Origin of the sequence: Advenella sp. RU8 (assembly GCF_048381675.1) — a bacterium.
In the GTDB taxonomy this organism is placed as follows: Bacteria; Pseudomonadota; Gammaproteobacteria; order Burkholderiales; family Burkholderiaceae_B; genus Advenella.
This window is the reverse complement of the sequence record NZ_JBLWIS010000016.1, coordinates 1-21180: the sequence shown is the minus strand read 5'-3', so window position 1 is coordinate 21180 and position 21180 is coordinate 1. Positions and strand designations below refer to the sequence as shown.

17 protein-coding genes and 1 other RNA gene are annotated in these 21180 nt (G+C 50.2%); 2 read left to right on the top strand and 16 right to left on the bottom strand.

The genetic code is table 11. From position 1 onward, the window contains the following. Positions 1-201 precede the first annotated feature (201 nt). From ftsA to rnpB, 14 genes are all read right to left on the bottom strand, one after another. Complete coding sequence (gene ftsA, locus ACM5Q9_RS14115) at positions 202-1431, bottom strand: cell division protein FtsA (RefSeq protein ID WP_418145385.1); 1230 nt, start codon at positions 1429-1431, stop codon at positions 202-204. After that, the gene (locus ACM5Q9_RS14110) at positions 1428-2237 is read right to left on the bottom strand and encodes a cell division protein FtsQ/DivIB (RefSeq protein ID WP_418145384.1); all 810 of its coding nucleotides are present in this window, start codon (positions 2235-2237) and stop codon (positions 1428-1430) included. The genes ftsA and ACM5Q9_RS14110 overlap by 4 nt, the downstream gene beginning before the upstream one ends. A gap of 14 nt (positions 2238-2251) precedes the next feature. Further along, positions 2252-3205 carry a D-alanine--D-alanine ligase gene (locus tag ACM5Q9_RS14105; RefSeq protein WP_418145382.1) on the bottom strand — a complete coding sequence of 318 codons (954 nt, stop codon included), beginning with the start codon at positions 3203-3205 and terminating at the stop codon, positions 2252-2254. After that, positions 3202-4611, bottom strand: coding sequence for a UDP-N-acetylmuramate--L-alanine ligase (gene murC / locus ACM5Q9_RS14100; protein WP_418145380.1), 1410 nt, complete (start codon positions 4609-4611; stop codon positions 3202-3204). Before murC ends, ACM5Q9_RS14105 begins: the two co-directional genes overlap by 4 nt. Beyond that, complete coding sequence (murG, locus tag ACM5Q9_RS14095) at positions 4608-5684, bottom strand: undecaprenyldiphospho-muramoylpentapeptide beta-N-acetylglucosaminyltransferase (protein WP_418145378.1); 1077 nt, start codon at positions 5682-5684, stop codon at positions 4608-4610. Before murG ends, murC begins: the two co-directional genes overlap by 4 nt. Next, positions 5684-6901: a putative lipid II flippase FtsW gene (ftsW, locus tag ACM5Q9_RS14090; RefSeq protein WP_418145377.1), complete on the bottom strand. Its 1218-nt coding sequence runs from the start codon at positions 6899-6901 to the stop codon at positions 5684-5686. The genes murG and ftsW overlap by 1 nt, the downstream gene beginning before the upstream one ends. Beyond that, positions 6898-8427: a UDP-N-acetylmuramoyl-L-alanine--D-glutamate ligase gene (murD, locus tag ACM5Q9_RS14085; protein ID WP_418145375.1), complete on the bottom strand. Its 1530-nt coding sequence runs from the start codon at positions 8425-8427 to the stop codon at positions 6898-6900. Before murD ends, ftsW begins: the two co-directional genes overlap by 4 nt. Beyond that, positions 8424-9593 carry a phospho-N-acetylmuramoyl-pentapeptide-transferase gene (gene mraY / locus ACM5Q9_RS14080; RefSeq protein WP_418145374.1) on the bottom strand — a complete coding sequence of 390 codons (1170 nt, stop codon included), beginning with the start codon at positions 9591-9593 and terminating at the stop codon, positions 8424-8426. The genes murD and mraY overlap by 4 nt, the downstream gene beginning before the upstream one ends. Beyond that, positions 9583-12372 (bottom strand): bifunctional UDP-N-acetylmuramoyl-L-alanyl-D-glutamate--2,6-diaminopimelate ligase MurE/UDP-N-acetylmuramoyl-tripeptide--D-alanyl-D-alanine ligase MurF, encoded by a 2790-nt coding sequence (murF, locus tag ACM5Q9_RS14075; protein ID WP_418145373.1) that lies wholly within the window; start codon positions 12370-12372, stop codon positions 9583-9585. The genes mraY and murF overlap by 11 nt, the downstream gene beginning before the upstream one ends. Then, positions 12369-14174: a peptidoglycan D,D-transpeptidase FtsI family protein gene (locus ACM5Q9_RS14070; protein WP_418145372.1), complete on the bottom strand. Its 1806-nt coding sequence runs from the start codon at positions 14172-14174 to the stop codon at positions 12369-12371. The genes murF and ACM5Q9_RS14070 overlap by 4 nt, the downstream gene beginning before the upstream one ends. A 12-nt stretch (positions 14175-14186) precedes the next feature. Beyond that, positions 14187-14501 (bottom strand): cell division protein FtsL, encoded by a 315-nt coding sequence (gene ftsL, locus ACM5Q9_RS14065; protein ID WP_418145370.1) that lies wholly within the window; start codon positions 14499-14501, stop codon positions 14187-14189. Next, complete coding sequence (rsmH, locus tag ACM5Q9_RS14060; protein ID WP_418145368.1) at positions 14489-15559, bottom strand: 16S rRNA (cytosine(1402)-N(4))-methyltransferase RsmH; 1071 nt, start codon at positions 15557-15559, stop codon at positions 14489-14491. The genes ftsL and rsmH overlap by 13 nt, the downstream gene beginning before the upstream one ends. Beyond that, positions 15559-15942, bottom strand: coding sequence for a division/cell wall cluster transcriptional repressor MraZ (locus tag ACM5Q9_RS14055; RefSeq protein ID WP_418145393.1), 384 nt, complete (start codon positions 15940-15942; stop codon positions 15559-15561). Before ACM5Q9_RS14055 ends, rsmH begins: the two co-directional genes overlap by 1 nt. A 352-nt stretch (positions 15943-16294) precedes the next feature. Further along, positions 16295-16680, bottom strand: an RNA gene (gene rnpB / locus ACM5Q9_RS14050) — RNase P RNA component class A. 102 nt (positions 16681-16782) lie between these two features. On the opposite strand from rnpB, the gene ACM5Q9_RS14045 reads away from it, so the two are divergent. Next, positions 16783-18612: an ATP-binding cassette domain-containing protein gene (locus tag ACM5Q9_RS14045; protein ID WP_418145366.1), complete on the top strand. Its 1830-nt coding sequence runs from the start codon at positions 16783-16785 to the stop codon at positions 18610-18612. A 23-nt stretch (positions 18613-18635) separates the two neighbouring features. Here ACM5Q9_RS14045 and ACM5Q9_RS14040 read toward each other — a convergent pair whose 3' ends face one another. Further along, positions 18636-19316 carry an O-methyltransferase gene (locus tag ACM5Q9_RS14040; protein ID WP_418145365.1) on the bottom strand — a complete coding sequence of 227 codons (681 nt, stop codon included), beginning with the start codon at positions 19314-19316 and terminating at the stop codon, positions 18636-18638. Positions 19317-19471: 155 nt separating this feature from the next. Further along, entirely contained in the window at positions 19472-20530 is a 1059-nt protein-coding gene (pyrC, locus tag ACM5Q9_RS14035; protein ID WP_418145363.1) for a dihydroorotase, read from the bottom strand. 305 nt (positions 20531-20835) lie between these two features. Between pyrC and ACM5Q9_RS14030 the strand changes: the two genes are divergently transcribed. Beyond that, positions 20836-21114 (top strand): SWIB/MDM2 domain-containing protein, encoded by a 279-nt coding sequence (locus ACM5Q9_RS14030; RefSeq protein ID WP_200237865.1) that lies wholly within the window; start codon positions 20836-20838, stop codon positions 21112-21114. Positions 21115-21180: the final 66 nt, after the last annotated feature.

Below are 21180 nucleotides of genomic sequence, written 5' to 3'. Positions count from 1 at the left end.
ATCCAACTCCTATAATCCAGACAATTATCGAAAATTCCCCAATTTTCGGAAATTATTTCAAAGACAAGGCCGAAATATTTTTCCGCCTTTGTTTTTTAAATAACTCCTGGATGATGTTAATCACCCTTTTTACAGGGTTAACCCCTGCAAAAATACATTTTAAGCATAAAAATTACGTAATCCTTTAATTATGCTCGTATTTTAATTCATAAACCACTCTTTCATGCGCAAAAAGATTGATTTAAATCCTCCTTTTTGCTGCATGGTCTTGCTACCCCTAAGACGCTGCACACGGGCTTCAGTCAACAAACCCATTACGGTTGAAAACCGCGGGTTGCGGACTACATCGGCCAGGCTTCCGCGATATTCGGGAACCGCCACCCGGACCGGCTTAAGAAACACGTCTTCGGCCAATTCCACAATGCCCGGCATGAGGGATGTACCGCCCGTCAGGACAATACCCGAAGCTACCAGATCTTCGTAGCCTGAATCTCTGACCACTTGCTGCACCATCATGAACAGCTCTTCCATGCGGGGTTCAATAACCGCCCCCAGGGTTTGGCGCTTGACTTTGCGTACATCACGGTCACCAAGACCAGGCACTTCTATCAATTCTTCAGGATTTGCCAATGACTGCTTGGCAATGCCAAAACGCAGCTTGATATCTTCAGCATCAGGCGTAGGTGTCCTGAGCATGGCGGCGATATCGCTGGTTACCTGGTCTCCGGCAACTGGCAACACGGTGGTATGGCGGATTGCGCCACCGGTAAAAATGGCAACATCGGTCGTGCCACCGCCAATATCCACCATGACCACACCCAACTCTTTTTCATCATTGGTCAGGGTCACCATACTGGATGCCAACGGTTGCAAAATAAGATCCTGCACTTCGAGTCCGCAACGACGCACGCACTTGACAATATTCTGGGCAGCACTAACCGCACCCGTTACGATGTGCACACGCACTTCCAGCCGTATCCCGCTCATCCCGACCGGCTGCCTGATATCTTCCTGGTTATCAACAATAAATTGCTGGGTCAATACATGAAGTACCTGATGATCGGTTGGAATATTGACGGCCTTTGCGGTTTCGATAACCCGGGCAACATCAGCATCGGACACTTCCTTGTCTTTAATGGCCACCATGCCGCTGGAATTAAAACTGGTAATATGATTACCTGCAATACCCGTGTAAACTTCCCTGATTTTACAATCGGCCATCAGTTCCGCTTCTTCCAGGGCGCGCTGGATTGAGTTCACGGTTGAATCAATATTGACAACAACCCCTTTACGCATTCCCTTGGACTCATGCTGCCCAAGCCCAATCACTTCAAATCGCCCGTCTTCAGGCAATGCCTCGGCCACTACCGCAACGACTTTGCTGGTACCGATGTCCAAAGCAACAATTAGGTCCTTAAGGTCACGACTCATTTTTTCTCTTTACTATCAACTGGTAGAGTATTATCCACTGGAGCATACGTTATGGCAAAGCCCTTGGTATAACGAAGATCCACCTTATTTATTTTCCTGCCTGCGATACGATTTTGTAATATCGGCCATGAGCGCACAAAGCGTTCGATGGTCGAGGCAAAAGATACGGCCCCCTGCCCCCAATGCGGATTAACCGCATCGGCTCCCGGATCCCTTCCCATTACCAATTCCATATCATTACTCAATTCTACACGCCATGCATAGCGATCGCTAAGCGTTATTTCATTCACACCCAATTTTAATGGCGCCAGCCAACGAACCAGCTCTGCATAACGTTGTACCACCAGTCGTTCGGAACCATCAGGGCCATTGAACTGTGGCAAATCCGACTCAGCATTCAATTCTGCCTGGTTGGCCGAAAACAGCTCTCCCCATGTATTGATCATCTGGTTTTCATTCCAGAACGCAAAGGGCTCATGTTCTTCTATTTTAAGCATCAAACCATCGGGCCAAACACGCCGTACATGAGCCTGCCGGACCCATGGCGATGTTTCAAAAATCCGTTTGGTTTCACCAAGGTCAATCGTAAAAAAATTGCCCTTGAGTTTACCTGCAATGGTTGCCTGAATACTGGCTGGCGATACGTAATTCAGTACACTTCCGTTCACCGGCTCTATCGTAATACGCGACAAATTGAACATGGGACGATGCGCAAGCCAATAGATGCCCCCCGTAATCAAAATGATCACGGCCATTATTGCAATGACATTCGCAATGAGGTTGGTCGCACGGGCATTATTCAGCACTGTTCACATCCCTGTTATCCGTTTTCAGGCATAGGCCTGTGTATTTTGCACGATGCCTGCGACAGGATGAATACACACAAATCGGCATAACTCATCCCTTCCGCTTTGGCCCCCATGGGAACCAGGGAGTGGCTGGTCATACCCGGTGAAGTATTGATTTCAAGCAACCACGGCTGATTTTGGCCATCAAGCATGATATCGACCCGTGCCCAGCCTTCGCATCCTATCGCTCGATAGGCCTGCACGGAAATTTCCTGAATCCTGCTAGCCAGTTCAGGAGACAAATTGGCCGGACATTCATAGCGCGTATCATTGGAAATGTACTTATGCTCAAAATCATAATTGCCATCCGGGGCAAAAATTTCAATGACCGGCAAGGCGCGCGCATTCTCACCCTTGCCTACCACAGGAATCGTGAGCTCGCGGCCAACCACAAATTGTTCAGCCAATAGTTCATGATCAAAATTAATGGCCTGATTGAAGGCATCATGCAATTCGTCCTGCCGACTGATTTTGTACAAGCCAAGGGTTGAACCCTCATGTGGCGCCTTGATAATCAGAGGCAAGCCCAATTCCGCACAAGCGGCATCAGCATCAGCAAGACTTTTGACCACTTTGTATTTGGGTGTCGGCAAGCCTTGTTCAAGCCAGATCCGCTTGGTCATGATTTTATTCATGGCAAGGCTTGAAGCCATCACACCGCTACCGGTATATGGAATACCCAATAACTCAAGTACCCCCTGCAACGTGCCGTCTTCTCCGTAACGTCCATGCAAAGCAATGAAAACACGATCAAAATTCTGTGCCGCCAACTCTGCCAGACTATGTTTGCCGGTATCAAACAGAGATGCATCAATCCCCTTGCTTTGCAAGGCAGATAAAACGCCCTCACCCGATTGCAGGGAAACGGTTCTCTCAGCTGAATGGCCACCATATAAAATGCCAACCTTGCCAAATTCATGTGTCATGCCAATTCTCCTATTTGTCCGGGAACCTTGCTGATTGAACCAGCGCCCATTACCACCACAATATCGCCATCCCTGACAAAATCAATAATCGCCTGTGGCATTTCACTGACATCCTCAATAAAAACCGGTTCCAGCTTGCCTGCCACACGAATGCCACGGGCCAGGGCACGGCCATCGGCAGCCACAATCGGGGCTTCGCCGGCAGCATAAACGTCGGTCAAGACAACCGCATCGGCAGTGTTTAATACTTTAACGAAATCTTCAAAACAATCGCGCGTGCGGGTGTAACGATGCGGCTGAAAAGCCAATACCAGACGGCGGTCTGGCCAGGCGCCACGGGCTGCCTCGATGGTAGCGGCCATTTCGACAGGATGATGTCCATAGTCATCAATAACCGTAAACCGGCCACCGCCCCTTTCTTCTGGCACGTTGAAGTCACCAGTGTAGGAAAACCGGCGCCCGACGCCATTAAATCCTTTTAAAGCTGAAACAATGGCTTCATCAGGGATATCCAGCTCGGTAGCCACGGCAATCGCAGCCAGGGCATTCAACACATTATGCCGCCCCGGCAGATTCAGGGTGATGCTTAAGGTTGGCAACCACTGGTCAACCTTGACACGGCGAATGACATCAAAGCACATGCTTGTGCCCTCTGCTCGAACCTTGACTGCCTGGAAATGGGAGTCATCGCTGAATCCGTAAGTGGTTACCGGGCGGGAAATAAAGGGAATGATTTTACGGACATTATCATCGTCATTGCACAGGATGGCACTGCCATAAAACGGCAGGCGCTGGGTGAACTCTACAAAAGCACTCCGCAAGCGGGCAATATCATGACTGTAGGTGTCCATGTGGTCGGCATCGATATTGGTGATAATGGCCATGACCGGCAACAAATTCAAAAACGACGCATCCGATTCATCGGCTTCCACAACAATGTAATCACCCTGCCCAAGACGCGCATTGGCACCGGCCGAATTCAAGCGCCCCCCAATCACAAAAGTCGGATCAAGGCCTGCAGCAGCCAGTACGCTTGCCACCAGGCTGGTTGTAGTGGTTTTGCCATGCGTGCCGGCAATCGCGATACCCCGTTTCAAACGCATCAACTCTGCCAGCATAATGGCCCTGGGCACCACAGGTATTTGCCGAGCCCTGGCAGCAAGCACTTCAGGATTGCTATTGGCGACTGCGGTAGAGGTCACGATCGCATCCGCTTCGTGCACGTTCTCAGCCTGATGGCCAATATGAATGATCGCACCCAAATTGGCCAGGCGACGGGTCACTGCGCTCTCTTGCAAATCGGAGCCGCTGATACGGTAGCCCAGATTAAGCAATACTTCAGCAATACCACTCATGCCAGAGCCACCAATACCTACAAAATGGATATTTCTTATCCTGTGTTTCATCTTTTATCCTTAACTACACTGACGCACACATCGGCAATAACCTGAGTGGCGTCAGTCCGGGCACATTGCCTTGCCTTCAAGGCAACTGCCTGCAATTCATCACGTGTTTTATCCTGTAACCAGGAAGCCAGCCATTCGGCTGTGAGTTCTTTTTGCGCTTTGGACCATGCCGCATTCTCACGGGTCAACCAGGCAGCATTGGCCGTTTGATGATCATCGATGGCATGTGGCAAGGGAATAAACAGGGCGGCCACCCCTACCGCAGCCACTTCAGCAACCGTCATCGCGCCAGCGCGACAGATAACCAAGTCAGCGGCTGACAAGGCGGCTGCCATATCGGCGATAAAGGCCACGCATTCTGCCTGTACACCCAAATCGGCATAGGTTTTTTCCAGTGTCTCAAGATGCTGGGTTCCCGACTGGTGCACAATATGGGGACGCAGGTCTGGCGCAATACTGGCCAATGCCTTGGGAACAATGGTATTTAAGGCATGCGCTCCCAGGCTCCCCCCCACGACCAGAATGTTCAACCGGCCTGAGCGACTTTCATAACGGTTAGCCGGATTTTGGGTTGCCAGTAAATCTTTGCGTACCGGGTTGCCCACCATTTGCCCTTTGGGCAACACACCGGGAAATCCAGACAGCACACGGGTCGCCACCTTGCCCAACCATTTATTGGCCGTTCCTGCCACTGCATTCTGCTCATGCACTACCAAAGGTATGCCACGCAAAGCAGCCATCATACCACCAGGAAAAGCCACATAGCCGCCCATGCCCAATACGACAGAAGGTTTTACCTTGCCCAGACTTTTCCAGGCCTGGACACTGGCCTGCAACAAGGTAAACGGCAGTTTGACAAGCGCGCCAAAACCCTTTCCACGCACGCCGGAAAAAGCCATGGGCATCAGGGTAAAGCCATGTTCAGGCACCAATTTACCTTCCATTTTGCCAGGATCGCCCAACCAGACGATATGCCAACCGCGGGTTTCCATTTCATGTGCGACGGCCAGACCCGGCATGATATGCCCGCCTGTCCCTCCTGCCATGACCAGTAATGTTGGTGACTGCTTCATCAATAAGACCTTTTATTTTCATTGCTGACATGCTGGCCACGCATCATTTGCCGGACTTCATAATCAACGCGCATTAACATGGCAATCGCGATCAGGTTCATGACAATCGAAGAACCGCCATAACTGACCAATGGCAAAGTTAAGCCTTTGGTTGGCAACAATCCAAGGCAAACCCCCAGATTGATAAACGCCTGCACGCCGAACCAAATACCCACACCCTGTGCGACCAAGCCATTGAACTCACGATCCATCGCAATTGCTGAACGGCCGATTTCAAAACTCTTTTTGACAATGATAAAAAACAGCACGATCACAAACAGAATACCGACAAAACCCAACTCTTCGCCCACCACCGCCATAATGAAGTCGGTATGTGCTTCGGGCAAATAATGCAATTTTTCGATACTTGATCCCAAGCCAACCCCAAACCATTCGCCACGGCCAATCGCAATCAGTGAATGCACCAACTGATAGGCACTGGATTGCACATTGGATTCATGAAAAGGCTCAAGATAGGCCATTATGCGCCCCAACCGCCACGGGGCCAGAATGATCATCAATACAAAAAAGACAACCAATGCACCAATTGCAGCGACAAACAGGCCCAGATTAATACCGCCAAGGAACAGGATGCCAACCGTAATCGCCACGGTTACCATAAAAGCACCCAAATCGGGTTCGAGCAGCAACAGCACGGCCACCATGATCAGCGCCACGGCCATCGGTGCAAAACCACGGGCAAGGTTCTGCATGTATTTTTGCTTGCGTACCGTGTAATCGGCAGCAAACAGCAGCATGGCTACCTTCATGAGCTCAGAGGGTTGAAAATTCACCGGGCCAATCGGCAGCCACCGTGACGCGCCATTGACTTCCCGACCAATAAACGGCACCAGCACCAGAACCAGCAACACCGAGGCAAACAGAAAAATCCGAAAGGCGTATTTTTCCCAGAAACTCATCGGCACGGCAACAGTTAAAGAAAACAGAAAAATTCCAATAGCAATATAAATGGCATGCCGAAGAACAAAATAATAGCGACCCAAATTGGCGTATTTAGGACCATCAGCCAGGGCAATCGAAGCGGAAAATACCATGATCAGGCCGAACAACAACAAGGTCGAGACAGCAACGCCCAACAGCAAGTCATAATTGCGCATGGTCGTACGACCCGGCTTGACTGCACTGACACTGGACCGAAGCTCGCCTAGCACACTCATGCAATTTCTCCGTTTTCAAGTGCCAGCTCGTTAACGGCATCAATAAATGCATTACCACGATGATTGTAATTCTTGAACATATCCATGCTGGCACAGGCAGGAGACAACAGCACCACGTCATGTTCTTGAGCATGATCCAGCGCAACTTTGACGGCCTCATCAAGCGAGGTGGCATGAATGCACGGGACACCGGCGGGCGCCAGAGCCTGTTCAATTATTTTGGCATCCTTCCCAATCAGGATCACGGCACGTGCAAAACGCGCAACCGGATTCACCAGCGGAGAAAAGTCCTGTCCCTTGCCCAGGCCACCCGCAATCAACACTACCTTGCGGCCCATCCCTTTCAGGGCGGCAACCGTGGAGCCCACATTGGTTCCTTTGCTGTCATTGATAAAATCAACGCCCTTGATGCTTCTGACGAAGTTGGTCCGGTGCGGCTCGGCAACATAATTTCTTAAGGCATTAAGCAAGGGTGTCCAGCCAATCCCCAGCGCCCGGCACAAAGCCATGGCGGCCAGCGCATTAAGGGCATTGTGCCTGCCACGCACCAGCATGGCATCAGCCGGCATCAAGCGTTTTAACACACCGTTTTTTCGAAGCGGACGTTCCGTATTCTTTTTTCTCCGGCCACCGGTTTCAGGCAGGTCAAACTCATCAGCACTGCAAGTGGCCAGCCACAACATGCCATTACTGTCTTCCAGGCCCATATCCTGATCAAGGACAGGCTCGGTTTCACCAAAAGACCGCACGTTCAGGTCATCGGCAAACTCCACCATGGCACTCACCATTTCATCATCACGATTAATGATGGCCACTTGGCTCATGTTGAGCAATTTTGCCTTGCAATCGGCGTATTCCTGCATGCTGGCATGCCAATCCAAATGATCCTGGGTGATATTCAGCACGACAGCCGCGTCTGGCTGCAAGGTTTTCACAGTCAGCAACTGAAAGCTGGACAGTTCCAGCACCCAAACATCGGGCAAGGCATTGGCATCAAGAGCCGTCATCAGGGCGGTTAATGCCGAGGGGCTGATATTACCCGCTGCAACGGCAACCAGCCCGGCTTCCTGCAACATGTCCCTGACCATGGTAGTAACCGTGGTTTTGCCATTGGTGCCGGTAATGCCCAGCACCTTGGGCTCATAAGCCTGTGTTTGCCTTAACTGCAAAAGCGCACGTGAAAACAGCTCTATTTCACCCAATATTTCAATACCCTGCTGTTTTGCACGGGCAAGAAAGGCTGCCAACTGAGGCTCGGAAGGGACCAGGCCCGGGCTCAGAACAATGACGTCAATCCCTTGCAGGGCTGCATCGTCAAAACTTTGCTCTCCGAGGAATTTCTCAAAGGGCTGGCCGGTTGCCTCTAGCTTATCCAGACCTGGCGGGTTGGGCCGGGTATCGGCAATGCGCAAGTGCGCATGATTGCGCAAGCACCATAATGCGGCGGCAAGGCCGGTTTCTCCCAGTCCCAGAACAAGGACCGAAGAAGGGAAAGCGAGCGGGGTATTTTCAGACTGTGTATTCATCGTAATTTCAAGGTTGCCAAACCAAGCAACACCAGCATCATCGTAATAATCCAAAAGCGCACAACCACCTGGGTTTCTTTCCAGCCACCCACTTCAAAGTGATGGTGCAAAGGTGCCATTCGAAGTATGCGACGGCCAGTGCCATATTTTTTCTTGGTGTATTTAAACCAGATTACCTGGATCATGACTGACAGTGTTTCTACCACAAACACGCCCCCCATGATGAACAGGACAATTTCCTGCCGGACGATGACGGCAACCGTACCCAACATTCCACCCAGGGCCAGCGCACCTACATCACCCATGAACACCTGGGCAGGATACGCATTGAACCACAGGAATGCCAATCCGGCACCAGCCAGGGCGGCACACAGGATCAACATTTCGGATGCGCCTGGAATATAAGGGAACAACAGGTATTTAGAGTAATCCACTCGACCTACAATATAGGCAAAAATCCCCAATGCTCCACCTACCATGACGGTTGGCATAATGGCCAGGCCGTCAAGGCCATCAGTCAGGTTAACGGCATTGCTGGTGCCCACAATAACAGCCCAGGTTAATGCGGCAAAACCAAAAACGCCCAGCGGATAGCTGACACTTTTGAAAAAAGGAACGATGAGGTCGGCCCGGGATGGCAGTGGCATGGTGAAGCCACTCAAGACCCATTCCTTGAACAAAGGCCATAACTCTGCATTGGCAGGTGCCGAAACGGCAAAAGTAAGGTAGATAGAGGCAATCAAGCCAATTAATGACTGCCAGAAAAACTTTTCCCGTGAACTCATGCCTTCGGGATTGCGATAAACCACTTTGCGGTAATCATCAACCCAGCCAATTGCACCAAACCCGAAGGTGACCAGCATGACCACCCATACGAACCGGTTGCTTAGGTCGGCCCATAATAAAGTACTGATACCAATCGCGATAAGAATAAGCACGCCACCCATGGTTGGCGTACCATTCTTGACCAGATGCGACTCGGGGCCATAAGCCCTGACTGCCTGGCCAATTTTAAGCGCCGTCAATTTACGGATAACACGCGGGCCTGCCCACAAGCCTATAAACAGTGCGGTGGCACATGCCAGCATGGCCCGCAGTGTAATATATTCAAATACGCCAAAGCCACTTATACTTTTAGATAGCCACCCGAATAACTCATACAGCATCTTTTTCCCCTTCAATGGATGAAGCTTTTTTCAGGTCAGCAATAACCCGCTCCATACGCATTGATCGTGATCCTTTCACTAAAATATTTAACGGTTTAAGATTTCTGATGTACGGTGCCATCTGATGGATGTCTTCAAAATGCCTTGCCTGTGAACCAAAGGCTTGTACGGTTTGCCTGGATGCATCGCCATAAGCCAGCAAATAATCAATGCCTTTTTCTTTGGCATAAAAACCCACTTCGGCATGCATTTGCGGACCATCTTCACCCACTTCGGCCATATCACCCAAAACCAGAACCCGGGAGCCGGGCAATTGTGACAGGACATCAATGGCTGCACGAACAGAATCAGGGTTTGCATTATACGAGTCATCAAGCAATTTTGTGCCGTCAGGAAGCACAAAACCTTGCATTCGTCCCTTAACAGGGCTAAATTTTTGTAACCCAATGATAATGGTATCCAAAGGTATCCCGATGGCCAGTGCACATGCAGTGGCTGCCAATGCATTGCGCACATTATGATGACCCGGAATATTCAATGAAACCGAACCTGAGGCACCCGGCGTAACCAGCAGAAAACGGCTGCCATTGATATCGGCAACCAGCTCTTTGGCGGTGACATCGGCCTGTTCGCCAAAACCGAATAAAACCCGACGCCGCTTGCCGGCAATTTCCTGCCATAAGGCGGTATACGGTTCATCAGCAGGAAACACGGCGACACCAGTGGCATCAAGGCCGGCAATCACATCGGCGTTTTCAAGCGCTACGGCCTCTACCGTTTGCATGAATTCCTGGTGTTCCCTTTGCGCGTTGTTCACCAAGCCAACGGTGGGCCTTGCCAGGTCAGTCAAGAGGCGGATTTCGCCCGGGTGATTCATGCCCAGTTCAAACACTGCTGCCTGATGCTTTTTATTCAGACCCAGCAAACTTAACGGAACACCTATTTGATTATTCAGATTGCCTTTGGTGGCAATACAATGCGCTGGCCCGACATGTGCCGCCAGAATGGAAGCAATCATTTCCTTGGTGGTTGTTTTGCCATTGCTGCCCGCAACCCCAATCACCGGGATATCAAACAAGGAGCGCCAGGCCTTGCCCATCAATTCAAGTGCCTTGCCCGTATCGGCAACCAGTACCTGCGGCAGATCTAGCGCAGGATTTTTCTGACTGACAACGGCCAGCAAGGCCCCGTTTTGCCCAACCTGCGCCAGAAAGTCATGAGCATCAAAATTCTCACCTTTCAGGGCAATGAATATTTGCCCCTTGCCAACACTTCGTGAATCTGTTGATACACCCGTGGCATGGCGTAAAGCCAGCGCCAGCAATGACCACTCACGATCATCAAAATTGATTTTGACATGATTGACTTCCTGATAAGTTTCATGTCCTTTACCAGCGACCAAAATGACATCAGTTGCCGATGCGTGCAAAATTGCCTGCAAAATGGCACTGGCCCGATCAGGCTCGACATTCGGTGAGCCGGGCATGCCGGCCAGTATATCAGCCAGAATTTGCCCAGGGTCTTCGGTACGGGGATTATCGCTGGTCACATAAACCAGATCGGCTTTTTGCGAGGCAATTTTCCCCATGACGGGACGTTTGGTTTTATCACGGTCACCACCACAGCCAAAAACGCAAACCAAGCGCCCTTTCCTGGCCAATGCGGTAGGTCGCAAGGCATCCAGGGCCCGCTCCAGCGAGTCGGGGGTATGCGAGTAATCCACCACCACCAACGGCTGCATGCCCGCCTCGCCCTCAGCATCTAACCCCTTCACGATTTGCAGTCGTCCAGGAACCGGCTCGAGCAAGGAAATGGTTTTAACGACATTGGCCAATTCCCAGCCCATTGCCTGCAAAACACCGGCTACCAGCAACAGATTAGAGATATTGTGCTCCCCCAGCAAGCGTGTTAAGACTTGTGCCTCACCTTGAGGAGTGAATAAATCAAACGCCAGGCCATAGTCATAAAAACGGTGCTCTTTGGCCAGAATTTTTGCCTCAGCGTGATTTTTTAAGGAATAGCCTATCCTATTGTCGGCACGAGCATCCCGGAACATGCGCTCACCGGCCGGGTCATCCAGGTTGATGACGGCATGTTGCAAGCCGGGCCAGTGAAACAGGCGCATTTTCGCCTGCTCGTATTGCGCCATATCCTTGTGGTAATCAAGATGATCAAGGGTTAGATTGGAGAAAGCGGCGATACGGATTCGCAACCCGTCCATGCGACCCTGGTCAAGCCCGATCGAAGAGGCTTCAATGGACACCGCGTTGATTTCCCGGCTACGCAATTCTGCCAGCAAGCGATGTAAGGTCAGGACATCGGGAGTCGTTAGCGAACCACCCAAATTGGTGTTGTCAGGCAAAACCATACCCAGGGTACCAATGGTGGCACATGGCACACCGTTAGCGGTAAGCGCCTTGGCCAACCAGGTAGCACAAGAGGTTTTTCCGTTGGTACCGGTAACCGCTATCACAAAAACCTGTTTGGACGGATGCCCGTACCAGTTATCACCCAACTCGCCCAGCAATTTACGCAAACCCGGCACGGCCAATACTGGCACCGGATAAGTGGATAAGGCCTGATTTTCAGAGGATTGCTCCAGCAAAACAGCCGCTGCGCCGTTGGCGAGTGCATCTTCAATGTACGCAACCCCGTTTTGAGATGTGCCTGCGCAGGCAACAAAGACATCCCCTTTAAGGATGTCCCTGGAATTTAGCTGAAGATGCGCCGTGGCTGCGACATGTTGTTTTAGCCAATGAAGTATGGATTGTACGGTCATCCCCGATTTCTCCTGCTTGGGTTATTCTGGTTATTTGCTTCCAGCGAAGGCTCTACCGGCAAATCAGGCGGAACCGTCAGGTACTTCAAGGTTCCTTCAATGATTTCTGCCGCAACCGGCCCCGCATTGAGGGTCCCGTAATAGCCGGCTTTTTTCGGCCTGTTAACGGTTACGGCCACTACAATCCTGGGTTTTGAAATAGGCGCAACGGCAACGAATGAGCCCCGGTAGTCCGACCGGCTATAACGTCCGTTGACAATTTGCCTTGCGGTCCCGCTTTTTCCACCAATACGATAGCCATTAACCATTGCCTGGATTTTATTACCTTCCGGGCCCGTCGACTCTTCGAGCATAGCCCTTACATCACGGGCCGTTTGTGGTTTATAGATCTGGATACTGGTGGGCTGCTTGTCATTTTTAATCAACGAGAGGGAGATCATGTCTCCGTCACGGGCCAGTGTTGTAAATGCCTTGGCAATCTGCAACAGGGATACCGACAAACCATATCCATAGGACATGGTGGCCTTTTCAATCAGCTTCCAACGCTCCCATGGCCGGACACGTCCCGAAGCCGCACCGGGAAAAGCAATGTTGGGAACCTGCCCGAAACCCAGGGCATTGAATACGGTCCACATTTGTTCCGAACGCAAACGCTCGGAAATCATGGTCATGCCAATATTACTTGAGCGACGTAAAATACCTGACACATTCAGCGTGCCATTACGGGAACTGACATCGGTAATGGTGGCCCCCTGGTAGCGGTAAGAGCCGGTCCCTGTATTGAACAAGGTGTTTTTGGTAATGACACCGGCATCCAGTGCCAGCGCGGAAACCAATGGCTTGATAATGGATCCTGGTTCAAACGTATCGGTAATGGCCCGGTTTCTGAGTGCCGCACCTTTACGCTCGGACTGCTCATTGGGGTCGTACGAGGGTAAACTGGCCATGGCCAGTATTTCGCCATTTTGCGTATCAATGACCACCGCTCCAGCCGATTCGGCCTCATGTTTCTTGATGGCTTTTTCAAGCGCCTGAACGGTAAGAAGCTGGACATGGGTATCTATGGTCAGCCTGACATTGGCGCCATCAGTTGCCGGTTCGATTTCCTGGACGTCTTCAATAATACGCCCGATCCGGTCACGCAATACCCTTCGCAAACCGGATTTTCCCTGCAATTCACTATTCAATTGCAATTCAATACCTTCGATACCTTTATCTTCGATATTGGTAAATCCAACCACGTGAGCCGTCAAGGAACCCTGCGGATAAGACCGCTTGGACTCAGGCAGGGAATAAATACCAGGAATCTTCAGCTCTTTTATCTCTTTGCCAGTATCAATGGGAAGTTGACGTTTCAGGTAAACAAATGTTTTATCCAGATTCTTCAAGCGTTCCTGGAGGTCTTTCAAGGGCATATCCAGCAATTTAGCCAAAGCACCCAACTGTTGTGCACTTGCCTTGCTGGTTTCCTCGGGTATGCTCCAGATAGCCACTGCAGGTGTGCTAGTTGCCAGAAACTCGCCATTACGGTCGGTAATCAGTCCACGCGAGGCCGGTAGCTGTAAAGTACGTTCAAAACGCTTTTCACCTTCTGCCTGCAAGAACTCGGTGCTCATGATCTGGATATACAGGGCCTTGGCGATCACCGCCAGAAAGCCCAGGGAAATAAGAACGAAAAGGACGCGCGCACGCCACCTTGGGATTTGCACGTGCAAAACCGGACTGCTGTAATGACGGGAATACGCGTTTTCCCCGGATCGTTTAAACAATTCGGGGATTTTATTTTTGCCGAATTTAAGCATCTGGCCTCCCCTTTATTGGCTACTCAGTTGTGTCGCAGGTGAGGCCGGATTTTGCGCCAGCTCAGAGTCTTTAATGTAAATAATTTGCTCTATATCCGGAATTTGCATGTTCAGCTTTTGGGTGGTTACTTGTTGAATACGTGCATTAGTTGTTAATTTTGCCCGTTCAAGCTGTAAATAACGCCAATCTATGCCCAATTCATTTTCAACGGCCTGCGCACGGCCAAGATCCACATACAGCAGGCGCTGCTGATAACGTACAGATACCAGGGAAACGGCACTATATCCAAACCAGCACACCAGCAGCAGCACCCCTAACCGCGCCATGATGATCTCCGTTTGCCAGATTGGCCACCCAACATAAGCGGCCTGCTGACAAAAGCATCAGCATCCGTCAATTCAGTCATTGTTCTTTCCGCCACCCGCAATACTGCCGAGCGAGAACGGGGATTAGCGGCCACTTCATCATCGGTAGCCAGCACTTTGCCCAGGTTTTTCAGGACAGGCTGGGGCATTTCACTTTCCCGCAAGGGCATACGGGCAAACTCTGCACCAGGCTTTGCCGCTGCCGCAATGCACTGTTTAACCATCCGGTCTTCTAGAGAGTGAAAACTGATTACTGACATCCGGCCACCTGGCGCCAACAATCTTAAAATTGACGCGAGGGTGTTCGCCAGCTCTTCGAGCTCTTGATTGATGTGAATCCGTATAGCCTGAAAGGTGCGTGTGGCCGGATGTTGACCTTTTTCCCGCGTCCGGACGACGGTTGAGACGAGCTCGGCAAGTTCGAGCGTGGTGCACAAAGGGCTGGATTGGCGGCGATGATCAATCGCCTTTGCAATCTGGAAAGCAAACCGTTCTTCGCCATAGTTCTTTATAACCTCCTTCATTTCCTCAACACTGGCTTGCGCCAGCCATTCAGCCGCAGTTATGCCGCGACTGGTATCCATTCGCATATCCAACGGCCCTTCCCGCATGAAGGAAAAACCTCTGGATGCATCATCTATCTGTGGGGACGAAACCCCTAAATCCAATAAAACGCCCTGTACCTGGCTGACGCCACGCTGGCGCAATTCTTCTTCCATTGAAGAAAAACCGCCATGAATAATTTCTACACGGGAATCTTCCTGCTGCAATTGACGCGCCGATGCCATTGCCAAGGGGTCTTTATCAAAGACAAACAGCCTTGCATTGGTTGAAAGCTGAGTCAGCAAATAACGACTATGCCCACCCCGGCCAAAAGTACCATCAACGAACACACCCTCTTTATTGCCGGCCGGCAACAAGTCGTGAATCCATTTGGCCTTTACATTAAACTCATCGTGTACCAGCGCATTGACAGTTGCTCCAAGCAACACGGTCTTGTGTACGAAACTTTCTGACATCACAATGAAAAATCATCCAAACTTTCTGGTAAACCCTTGGCCATATCAGCCGCCTGCATTTGTGCAAACATCTGGGCATCCCAAAGATCAAAATGCCTGCCCATCCCAACCAAAACGACCTCTTTGACCATTTCAGCAGCAGTGCGCAATTCGGGAGCAATGAGAACGCGCCCCGCCCCGTCAATTTCCACATCCTGGGCATTACCCAGTAACAGTCGCTGAACATGACGGGCGGACATTGGCAATTGCATGATGGCTTCCCGTTTTTCCTCCCACACCGGGCGGGGATAAATAAGCAAACCACCATCAAAATTGCGGGTAATGGTTAAGGCACCATGAGCGGATTCCATAAGCGCGTCACGATACCGGGTCGGAATTGTCATCCGTCCCTTGGCATCTAAGGTGAGTGCGCTATTTCCCTGGAAAACCACTTTTCCCCCACTTTTTTCCACATTTCCCTACTTTTTCCCACTTTAAGACAAGGCTGATATTTGGTCAAGCTTTATTTATTGACTTTTCCCAATAACAACAATGACTTAGCGCCAACCGACAAAAACGGAAAATAGAAAGGCCTATAGAAATCAAGCCCTTAAAATGCAAAGTGAAAGTAAGGTAGAAGATACTGTAAAAACTGTTTATTAATTCTTATCATTTCCTAACAGTTTTTGAAAAATGGCCATGCAGCCAAGCCAAGCATCAAGTCATGACGGTTTTGGCAATACATAAAACAAGAACTGACAAAGTGGGCCTGTAAGCCGGATTCTGTAAACCAGTAAACTGGTTGGCAATCATTCCTCTGGACGCATCATTGCTGATACGTTCTAGCCACCTACCCGCATGTTTGGACGGAGCCGCCCTTCCTGGCAGAACCAGACACATGCCTATTTGATGTTGCTCCGGATAGAGGTTACCGCGTTTCACCCTGCAACGTTATTGCCTTGCGGCAATGTCATACGGAAGTCGCCGTATCAGTGCACTTGCGTGCCCACGCTGCAGTCTCGTCTCTGTGGCCCTATTCCTCGACTGCTTACGCAACCGGACGGCTGTTAGCCGCTATCCTGCCCTATGGAGTCCGGACGTTCCTCGAAGGTAAAAACCCCCGCGATTGCCCAGCCCACTTTGCCAGAAAAGCATTTTAACCGACTTATTCCCTGCAAAGGTGTTAAAGTCCTTTTATCGACAAAGAATAAAAAACCGTTTACCCATTTTTCTTGATCTACTCTATGGCAGCACAAACTCTCATTACATTAATCAATGCCCATCTTGCATATGGCCACCATGCCCTGCTCGACCATGCCAACCTTACCATCCAGGAATCCGAAAGAATCGGCCTAATCGGCCGTAATGGCGCGGGCAAATCATCATTACTGCGTATTCTGGATGGCCGCACCGAAGCCGATGACGGCGAAATTTCCAGGATAGGCTCCTTGCGTGTCATCACCGTTGAGCAAGAACCCGTTCTTGACGACACCCAAACCGTTTATGAAAATATCTGCGGCAATATCCTGGATTCTGAAGACTGGGCCCGTCCTGCCCGCGCCAGTGCCATTATCGAAAAACTGGGCCTGAACCCAGACGCCCAGGCCAAAGGATTATCAGGCGGCACACGCAAACGCATTGCGCTTGCCCGGGCATTCATCGAAGACCCCGATCTGCTATTGCTAGACGAACCCACCAACCACCTGGACTTCAAGGGTATTCTTTGGCTTGAACAGATGATCCAAAACAGTCGCTCCGCCTGCGTCATCATTACCCACGATCGCCGCTTCCTTGATGCTGTCACAACCCGCATCATCGAACTGGATCGAGGCCAACTGCACAGTTTTCCGGGCAATTTCAGCCAATGGCAGGCACGCAAGGCAGAATGGCTGGAAGCTGAAAAACTGCAAAATGAACGCTTCGACAAATTCCTGGCCCAGGAAGAAGTCTGGATTCGCAAAGGGGTTGAAGCCCGACGTACGCGCAACGAAGGCCGCGTCAGGCGACTTGAAGCACTGCGACGTGAACGCAGCGACCGACGTGAACGGGTCGGAAACGTCAACCTGGCCGTTTCCATGGGTGAAAAATCCGGCAAACTGGTGGCAGAACTTGAAAATATCAGCCACTCTTTCGGCGATAAAACCGTTATCAAAAACTACTCTACCACCATCATGCGTGGTGACCGGATTGGCCTGATTGGCCCTAACGGTGCCGGCAAAACCACCTTGCTCAAAATCATTCTGGGTAAACTTGCCCCAACTGAAGGCAAGGTCAAGCTGGGCACCAACCTGTCCATCGCCTACTTTGACCAAATGCGTGAGCAACTGGATGAAAATGCCATTCTTACCGAGGTGATCAATCCAGGCAGTGAATGGATTGAAATTGGCCAACAGCGCAAGCATGTCATGAGCTATCTGGGGGACTTCCTGTTTTCACCAGCGCGGGCCCAATCACCCGTCTCCAGCCTGTCTGGCGGTGAAAGAGCCCGGCTTCTGCTGGCACGCTTGTTTGCCCGGCCTGCCAATGTCCTGGTGATGGACGAACCAACCAATGACCTTGACATTGAAACCCTCGAGCTGCTTGAAGAGTTACTGCAAGATTTCAATGGTACGGTTTTACTGGTCAGCCACGACCGGGCCTTCCTGAATAACGTGATTACCCAAACCATTGCTTACGAAGGTGATGGGCAATGGCGGGATTACGTTGGTGGTTATGATGACTGGCTGGCGCAAAGGCCACAAGAAGTAGCCGATAGGCTGGCTGGCAAGGCAGATATCGCGGACAAAAAGACCGAAGCGCCAGCTGCATCTAGCCAGCCTCAGGCCAAACCGCGCCAGAACCGGTCCCGTATTAGCAGCTGGGAACAGAAAGAACTTGAAACCCTGCCTGAAGATATTGCAAAACTAGAGGCAGAGCAAGCCGAGCTTACCGCCAAGCTTTCCGACCCGGAACTATACAAAGATGGTTCAGACACGGCCAATGGCATTAACCTGCGCCTGCAAGAACTGGAAGATGAACTGCTTAAGCTTTTTGACCGTTGGGAACAACTGGAAGCCAAAAAAGAAAACAGCTAAACCTGTTGGCTGGCCTGAAACCGTTATTGGTTCACAATAGCGATTGCAAGGCCATCCCAGCCTTTCGAGCCTAACGTTTGAAAAGCAGTAACCGTTAGCCGGGGATTGGCGGCCATATCCTCAAAGAATTGGCGCAGTCCCCGTATATTATCCGCCTTGCCACTGTCATCCAGTATCTTGGCCTGACGTACCACATTATCAGCCACAATCACCGTACCTGGTCGTGACAACTGCAGGGCATACTGCAAATAAACCGGGTTGTTTTCCTTGTCAGCATCAATAAAAATAAAATCGAATGGTGCTTCCTTGTCTTGCAGCATTTGTGCAAGCGTGTCAACTGCCACACCCGGCCTGATTTCCACTTTGTCCTGCAAGCCGGCGATACTCAGGCTTTCACGGGCAACCTTGATATAGTTTTCATCAAAATCAAGAGTAACAAGATGACCATTGGCGGGCAGGGCCAATCCCATCCAGACGGTACTGTATGCGCCCAGCGTACCAATTTCCAGAACACGCCGTGCCGCATTCATCCTGACCAGCATATGCAGCAACTTGCCCTGGTTGGGCGCCACGTTAATCGCCGGAATATTACGGTTTTTACAATGCTCAAGCACCTTTTCCGGAATGGCATCCTCTTTTAGGAGAAGCTGATTGAAGTAGTCATCTACATTCTTGTAGAGTGATTCGGTAATTTGAATTTTCATTTTTAGTCAAGGGAACGACAATCAATAGGTATTGTCATTTCGGGATGGACCTTTGCCCACCCCGAAAAACGAATCATTTTATGGAAGACCCGTTTATATTGATAATCACCAACAAGTGCAAACAAGTTGCCGATTGCCAGGATTTATTTATCCGGTTATTTCATTTTCCAGTTCAGGCTCTCTCCTGCCGCCAATGGGACCAAAGTCGTATTCTCGGCATAGGGCAACTCGACAGGAATGGTATATTCAGCACGTTCGAGCGTGATTTGCGTCTGGTTACGAGGCAAGCCATAAAAATCAGGACCATTCAAACTGGCAAAGGCCTCAAGCTTATCCAGTTTGCCCGCCAACTCGAAAGCAGTAGCATAAAGTTCCATGGCGTGTACCGCTGTATAGCAACCAGCACAGCCACAGGCATGCTCTTTAAGACCCTTTTCATGCGGAGCACTGTCTGTCCCAAGGAAAAAACGTTTACTGTCACTGGTTGCCGCTTCCAGCAATGCCAAGCGATGTTTCTCACGCTTTAAGACAGGCAGGCAGTAATAATGTGGACGAATGCCTCCAGTAAAGATGGCATTGCGGTTATAAAGCAGGTGGTGAGCAGTAATGGTAGCCGCTACCGGTCCTTGCGCATCGCGCACATAGTGGGCGCCATCCTGGGTGGTAATATGCTCAAAGACTACTTTCAGCTCGGGAAAGTCACGACGCAGGGGAATCATTACACGATCAATAAAAACCGCCTCCCGATCAAACAGGTCTACTGCCGGATCGGTTACTTCACCGTGCACCAGCAGGGGCATTCCATGCTTTTGCAGGGACTCAAGAGCAGGACGGCACTTGCCAAGCAAATCGGTAACACCGGCATCGGAATTAGTCGTAGCACCCGCCGGGTATAATTTAACCGCATGAATGAAACCTGATTCAGCCGCTTTTTGAATTTCCTCAGCAGAGGTATTGTCGGTTAAATATAAGGTCATCAGGGGCTCAAATTTACCTTTATAGCCCGTTTTTTCCAATGCTGCCTCTATCCTTGTTTTATAGGCTGCCGCTAATGATACGGTCGTAACCGGAGGTCTTAGATTAGGCATGACAATAGCACGGGCAAATTGCCTGGCGCTATCGGCAATAACAGACTCAAGGGCCAGCCCATCACGTAAATGCAGGTGCCAGTCGTCAGGACGGATTAAGGTAATTGAATGATCGGTAATTTGCATGGTTGAACTTTAAAAGCAGAATGTATATTGAATCAGCATGCACTATAACTAAAATAACTACTCTTTACCCAAAATTGATCCCATCCGCACAAATTTTACTTTCGGGATAAGATTGCGGCCCATAACCCACTAAGACCCGCACCTAATCTACAAGCATTGTTAAAAAATGCCCTATTTTGCAAAACAGGGACTCCAAAACCATTTGAAGCAAAATATACTAAAAAAATGCTAGGCAAGCTTCCTATTACACGTTATTCTCTAATACACATTACATATAATTACCTGCCTTTAAGGAGAGCCCCAAAATGGCCACAACTAAATCGGAAAAACCTGCACGCAAACCAAATGCAGCGTTCATGAAACCCCTTACTCCAAGCACCGAACTGGCCGCCGTTGTAGGTAGCGAACCACTACCTCGCACAGAAGTTACCAAGAAAATTTGGGAATACATTAAAAAGCATGATTTGCAAGATCCACAAAACCGTCGCAACATTAATGCCGATGACAAACTGCGTCCAATCTTTGGTAAAGAACAGGTCAGCATGTTTGAAATGACTAAACTGGTTAGCACACACCTCAAATAAGGTGTCTGCGATAGAAGCATAAAAAAACGGGCTAAGGCCCGTTTTTTTATGCTTTATTTTTAGTAG

Excerpts from the sequence above, each read along its gene's own strand:
- ftsA (WP_418145385.1), bottom strand. The coding sequence starts at position 1,431 with ATGAGTCGTGACCTTAAGGACCTAATTGTTGCTTTGGACATCGGTACC.
- ACM5Q9_RS14105 (WP_418145382.1), bottom strand. The coding sequence starts at position 3,205 with ATGACACATGAATTTGGCAAGGTTGGCATTTTATATGGTGGCCATTCA.
- murC (WP_418145380.1), bottom strand. The coding sequence starts at position 4,611 with ATGAAACACAGGATAAGAAATATCCATTTTGTAGGTATTGGTGGCTCT.
- murG (WP_418145378.1), bottom strand. The coding sequence starts at position 5,684 with ATGAAGCAGTCACCAACATTACTGGTCATGGCAGGAGGGACAGGCGGG.
- ftsW (WP_418145377.1), bottom strand. The coding sequence starts at position 6,901 with ATGAGTGTGCTAGGCGAGCTTCGGTCCAGTGTCAGTGCAGTCAAGCCG.
- murD (WP_418145375.1), bottom strand. The coding sequence starts at position 8,427 with ATGAATACACAGTCTGAAAATACCCCGCTCGCTTTCCCTTCTTCGGTC.
- mraY (WP_418145374.1), bottom strand. The coding sequence starts at position 9,593 with ATGCTGTATGAGTTATTCGGGTGGCTATCTAAAAGTATAAGTGGCTTT.
- murF (WP_418145373.1), bottom strand. The coding sequence starts at position 12,372 with ATGACCGTACAATCCATACTTCATTGGCTAAAACAACATGTCGCAGCC.
- ACM5Q9_RS14070 (WP_418145372.1), bottom strand. The coding sequence starts at position 14,174 with ATGCTTAAATTCGGCAAAAATAAAATCCCCGAATTGTTTAAACGATCC.
- ftsL (WP_418145370.1), bottom strand. The coding sequence starts at position 14,501 with ATGGCGCGGTTAGGGGTGCTGCTGCTGGTGTGCTGGTTTGGATATAGT.
- rsmH (WP_418145368.1), bottom strand. The coding sequence starts at position 15,559 with ATGTCAGAAAGTTTCGTACACAAGACCGTGTTGCTTGGAGCAACTGTC.
- ACM5Q9_RS14055 (WP_418145393.1), bottom strand. The coding sequence starts at position 15,942 with ATGACAATTCCGACCCGGTATCGTGACGCGCTTATGGAATCCGCTCAT.
- ACM5Q9_RS14045 (WP_418145366.1), top strand. The coding sequence starts at position 16,783 with ATGGCAGCACAAACTCTCATTACATTAATCAATGCCCATCTTGCATAT.
- ACM5Q9_RS14040 (WP_418145365.1), bottom strand. The coding sequence starts at position 19,316 with ATGAAAATTCAAATTACCGAATCACTCTACAAGAATGTAGATGACTAC.
- pyrC (WP_418145363.1), bottom strand. The coding sequence starts at position 20,530 with ATGCAAATTACCGATCATTCAATTACCTTAATCCGTCCTGACGACTGG.
- ACM5Q9_RS14030 (WP_200237865.1), top strand. The coding sequence starts at position 20,836 with ATGGCCACAACTAAATCGGAAAAACCTGCACGCAAACCAAATGCAGCG.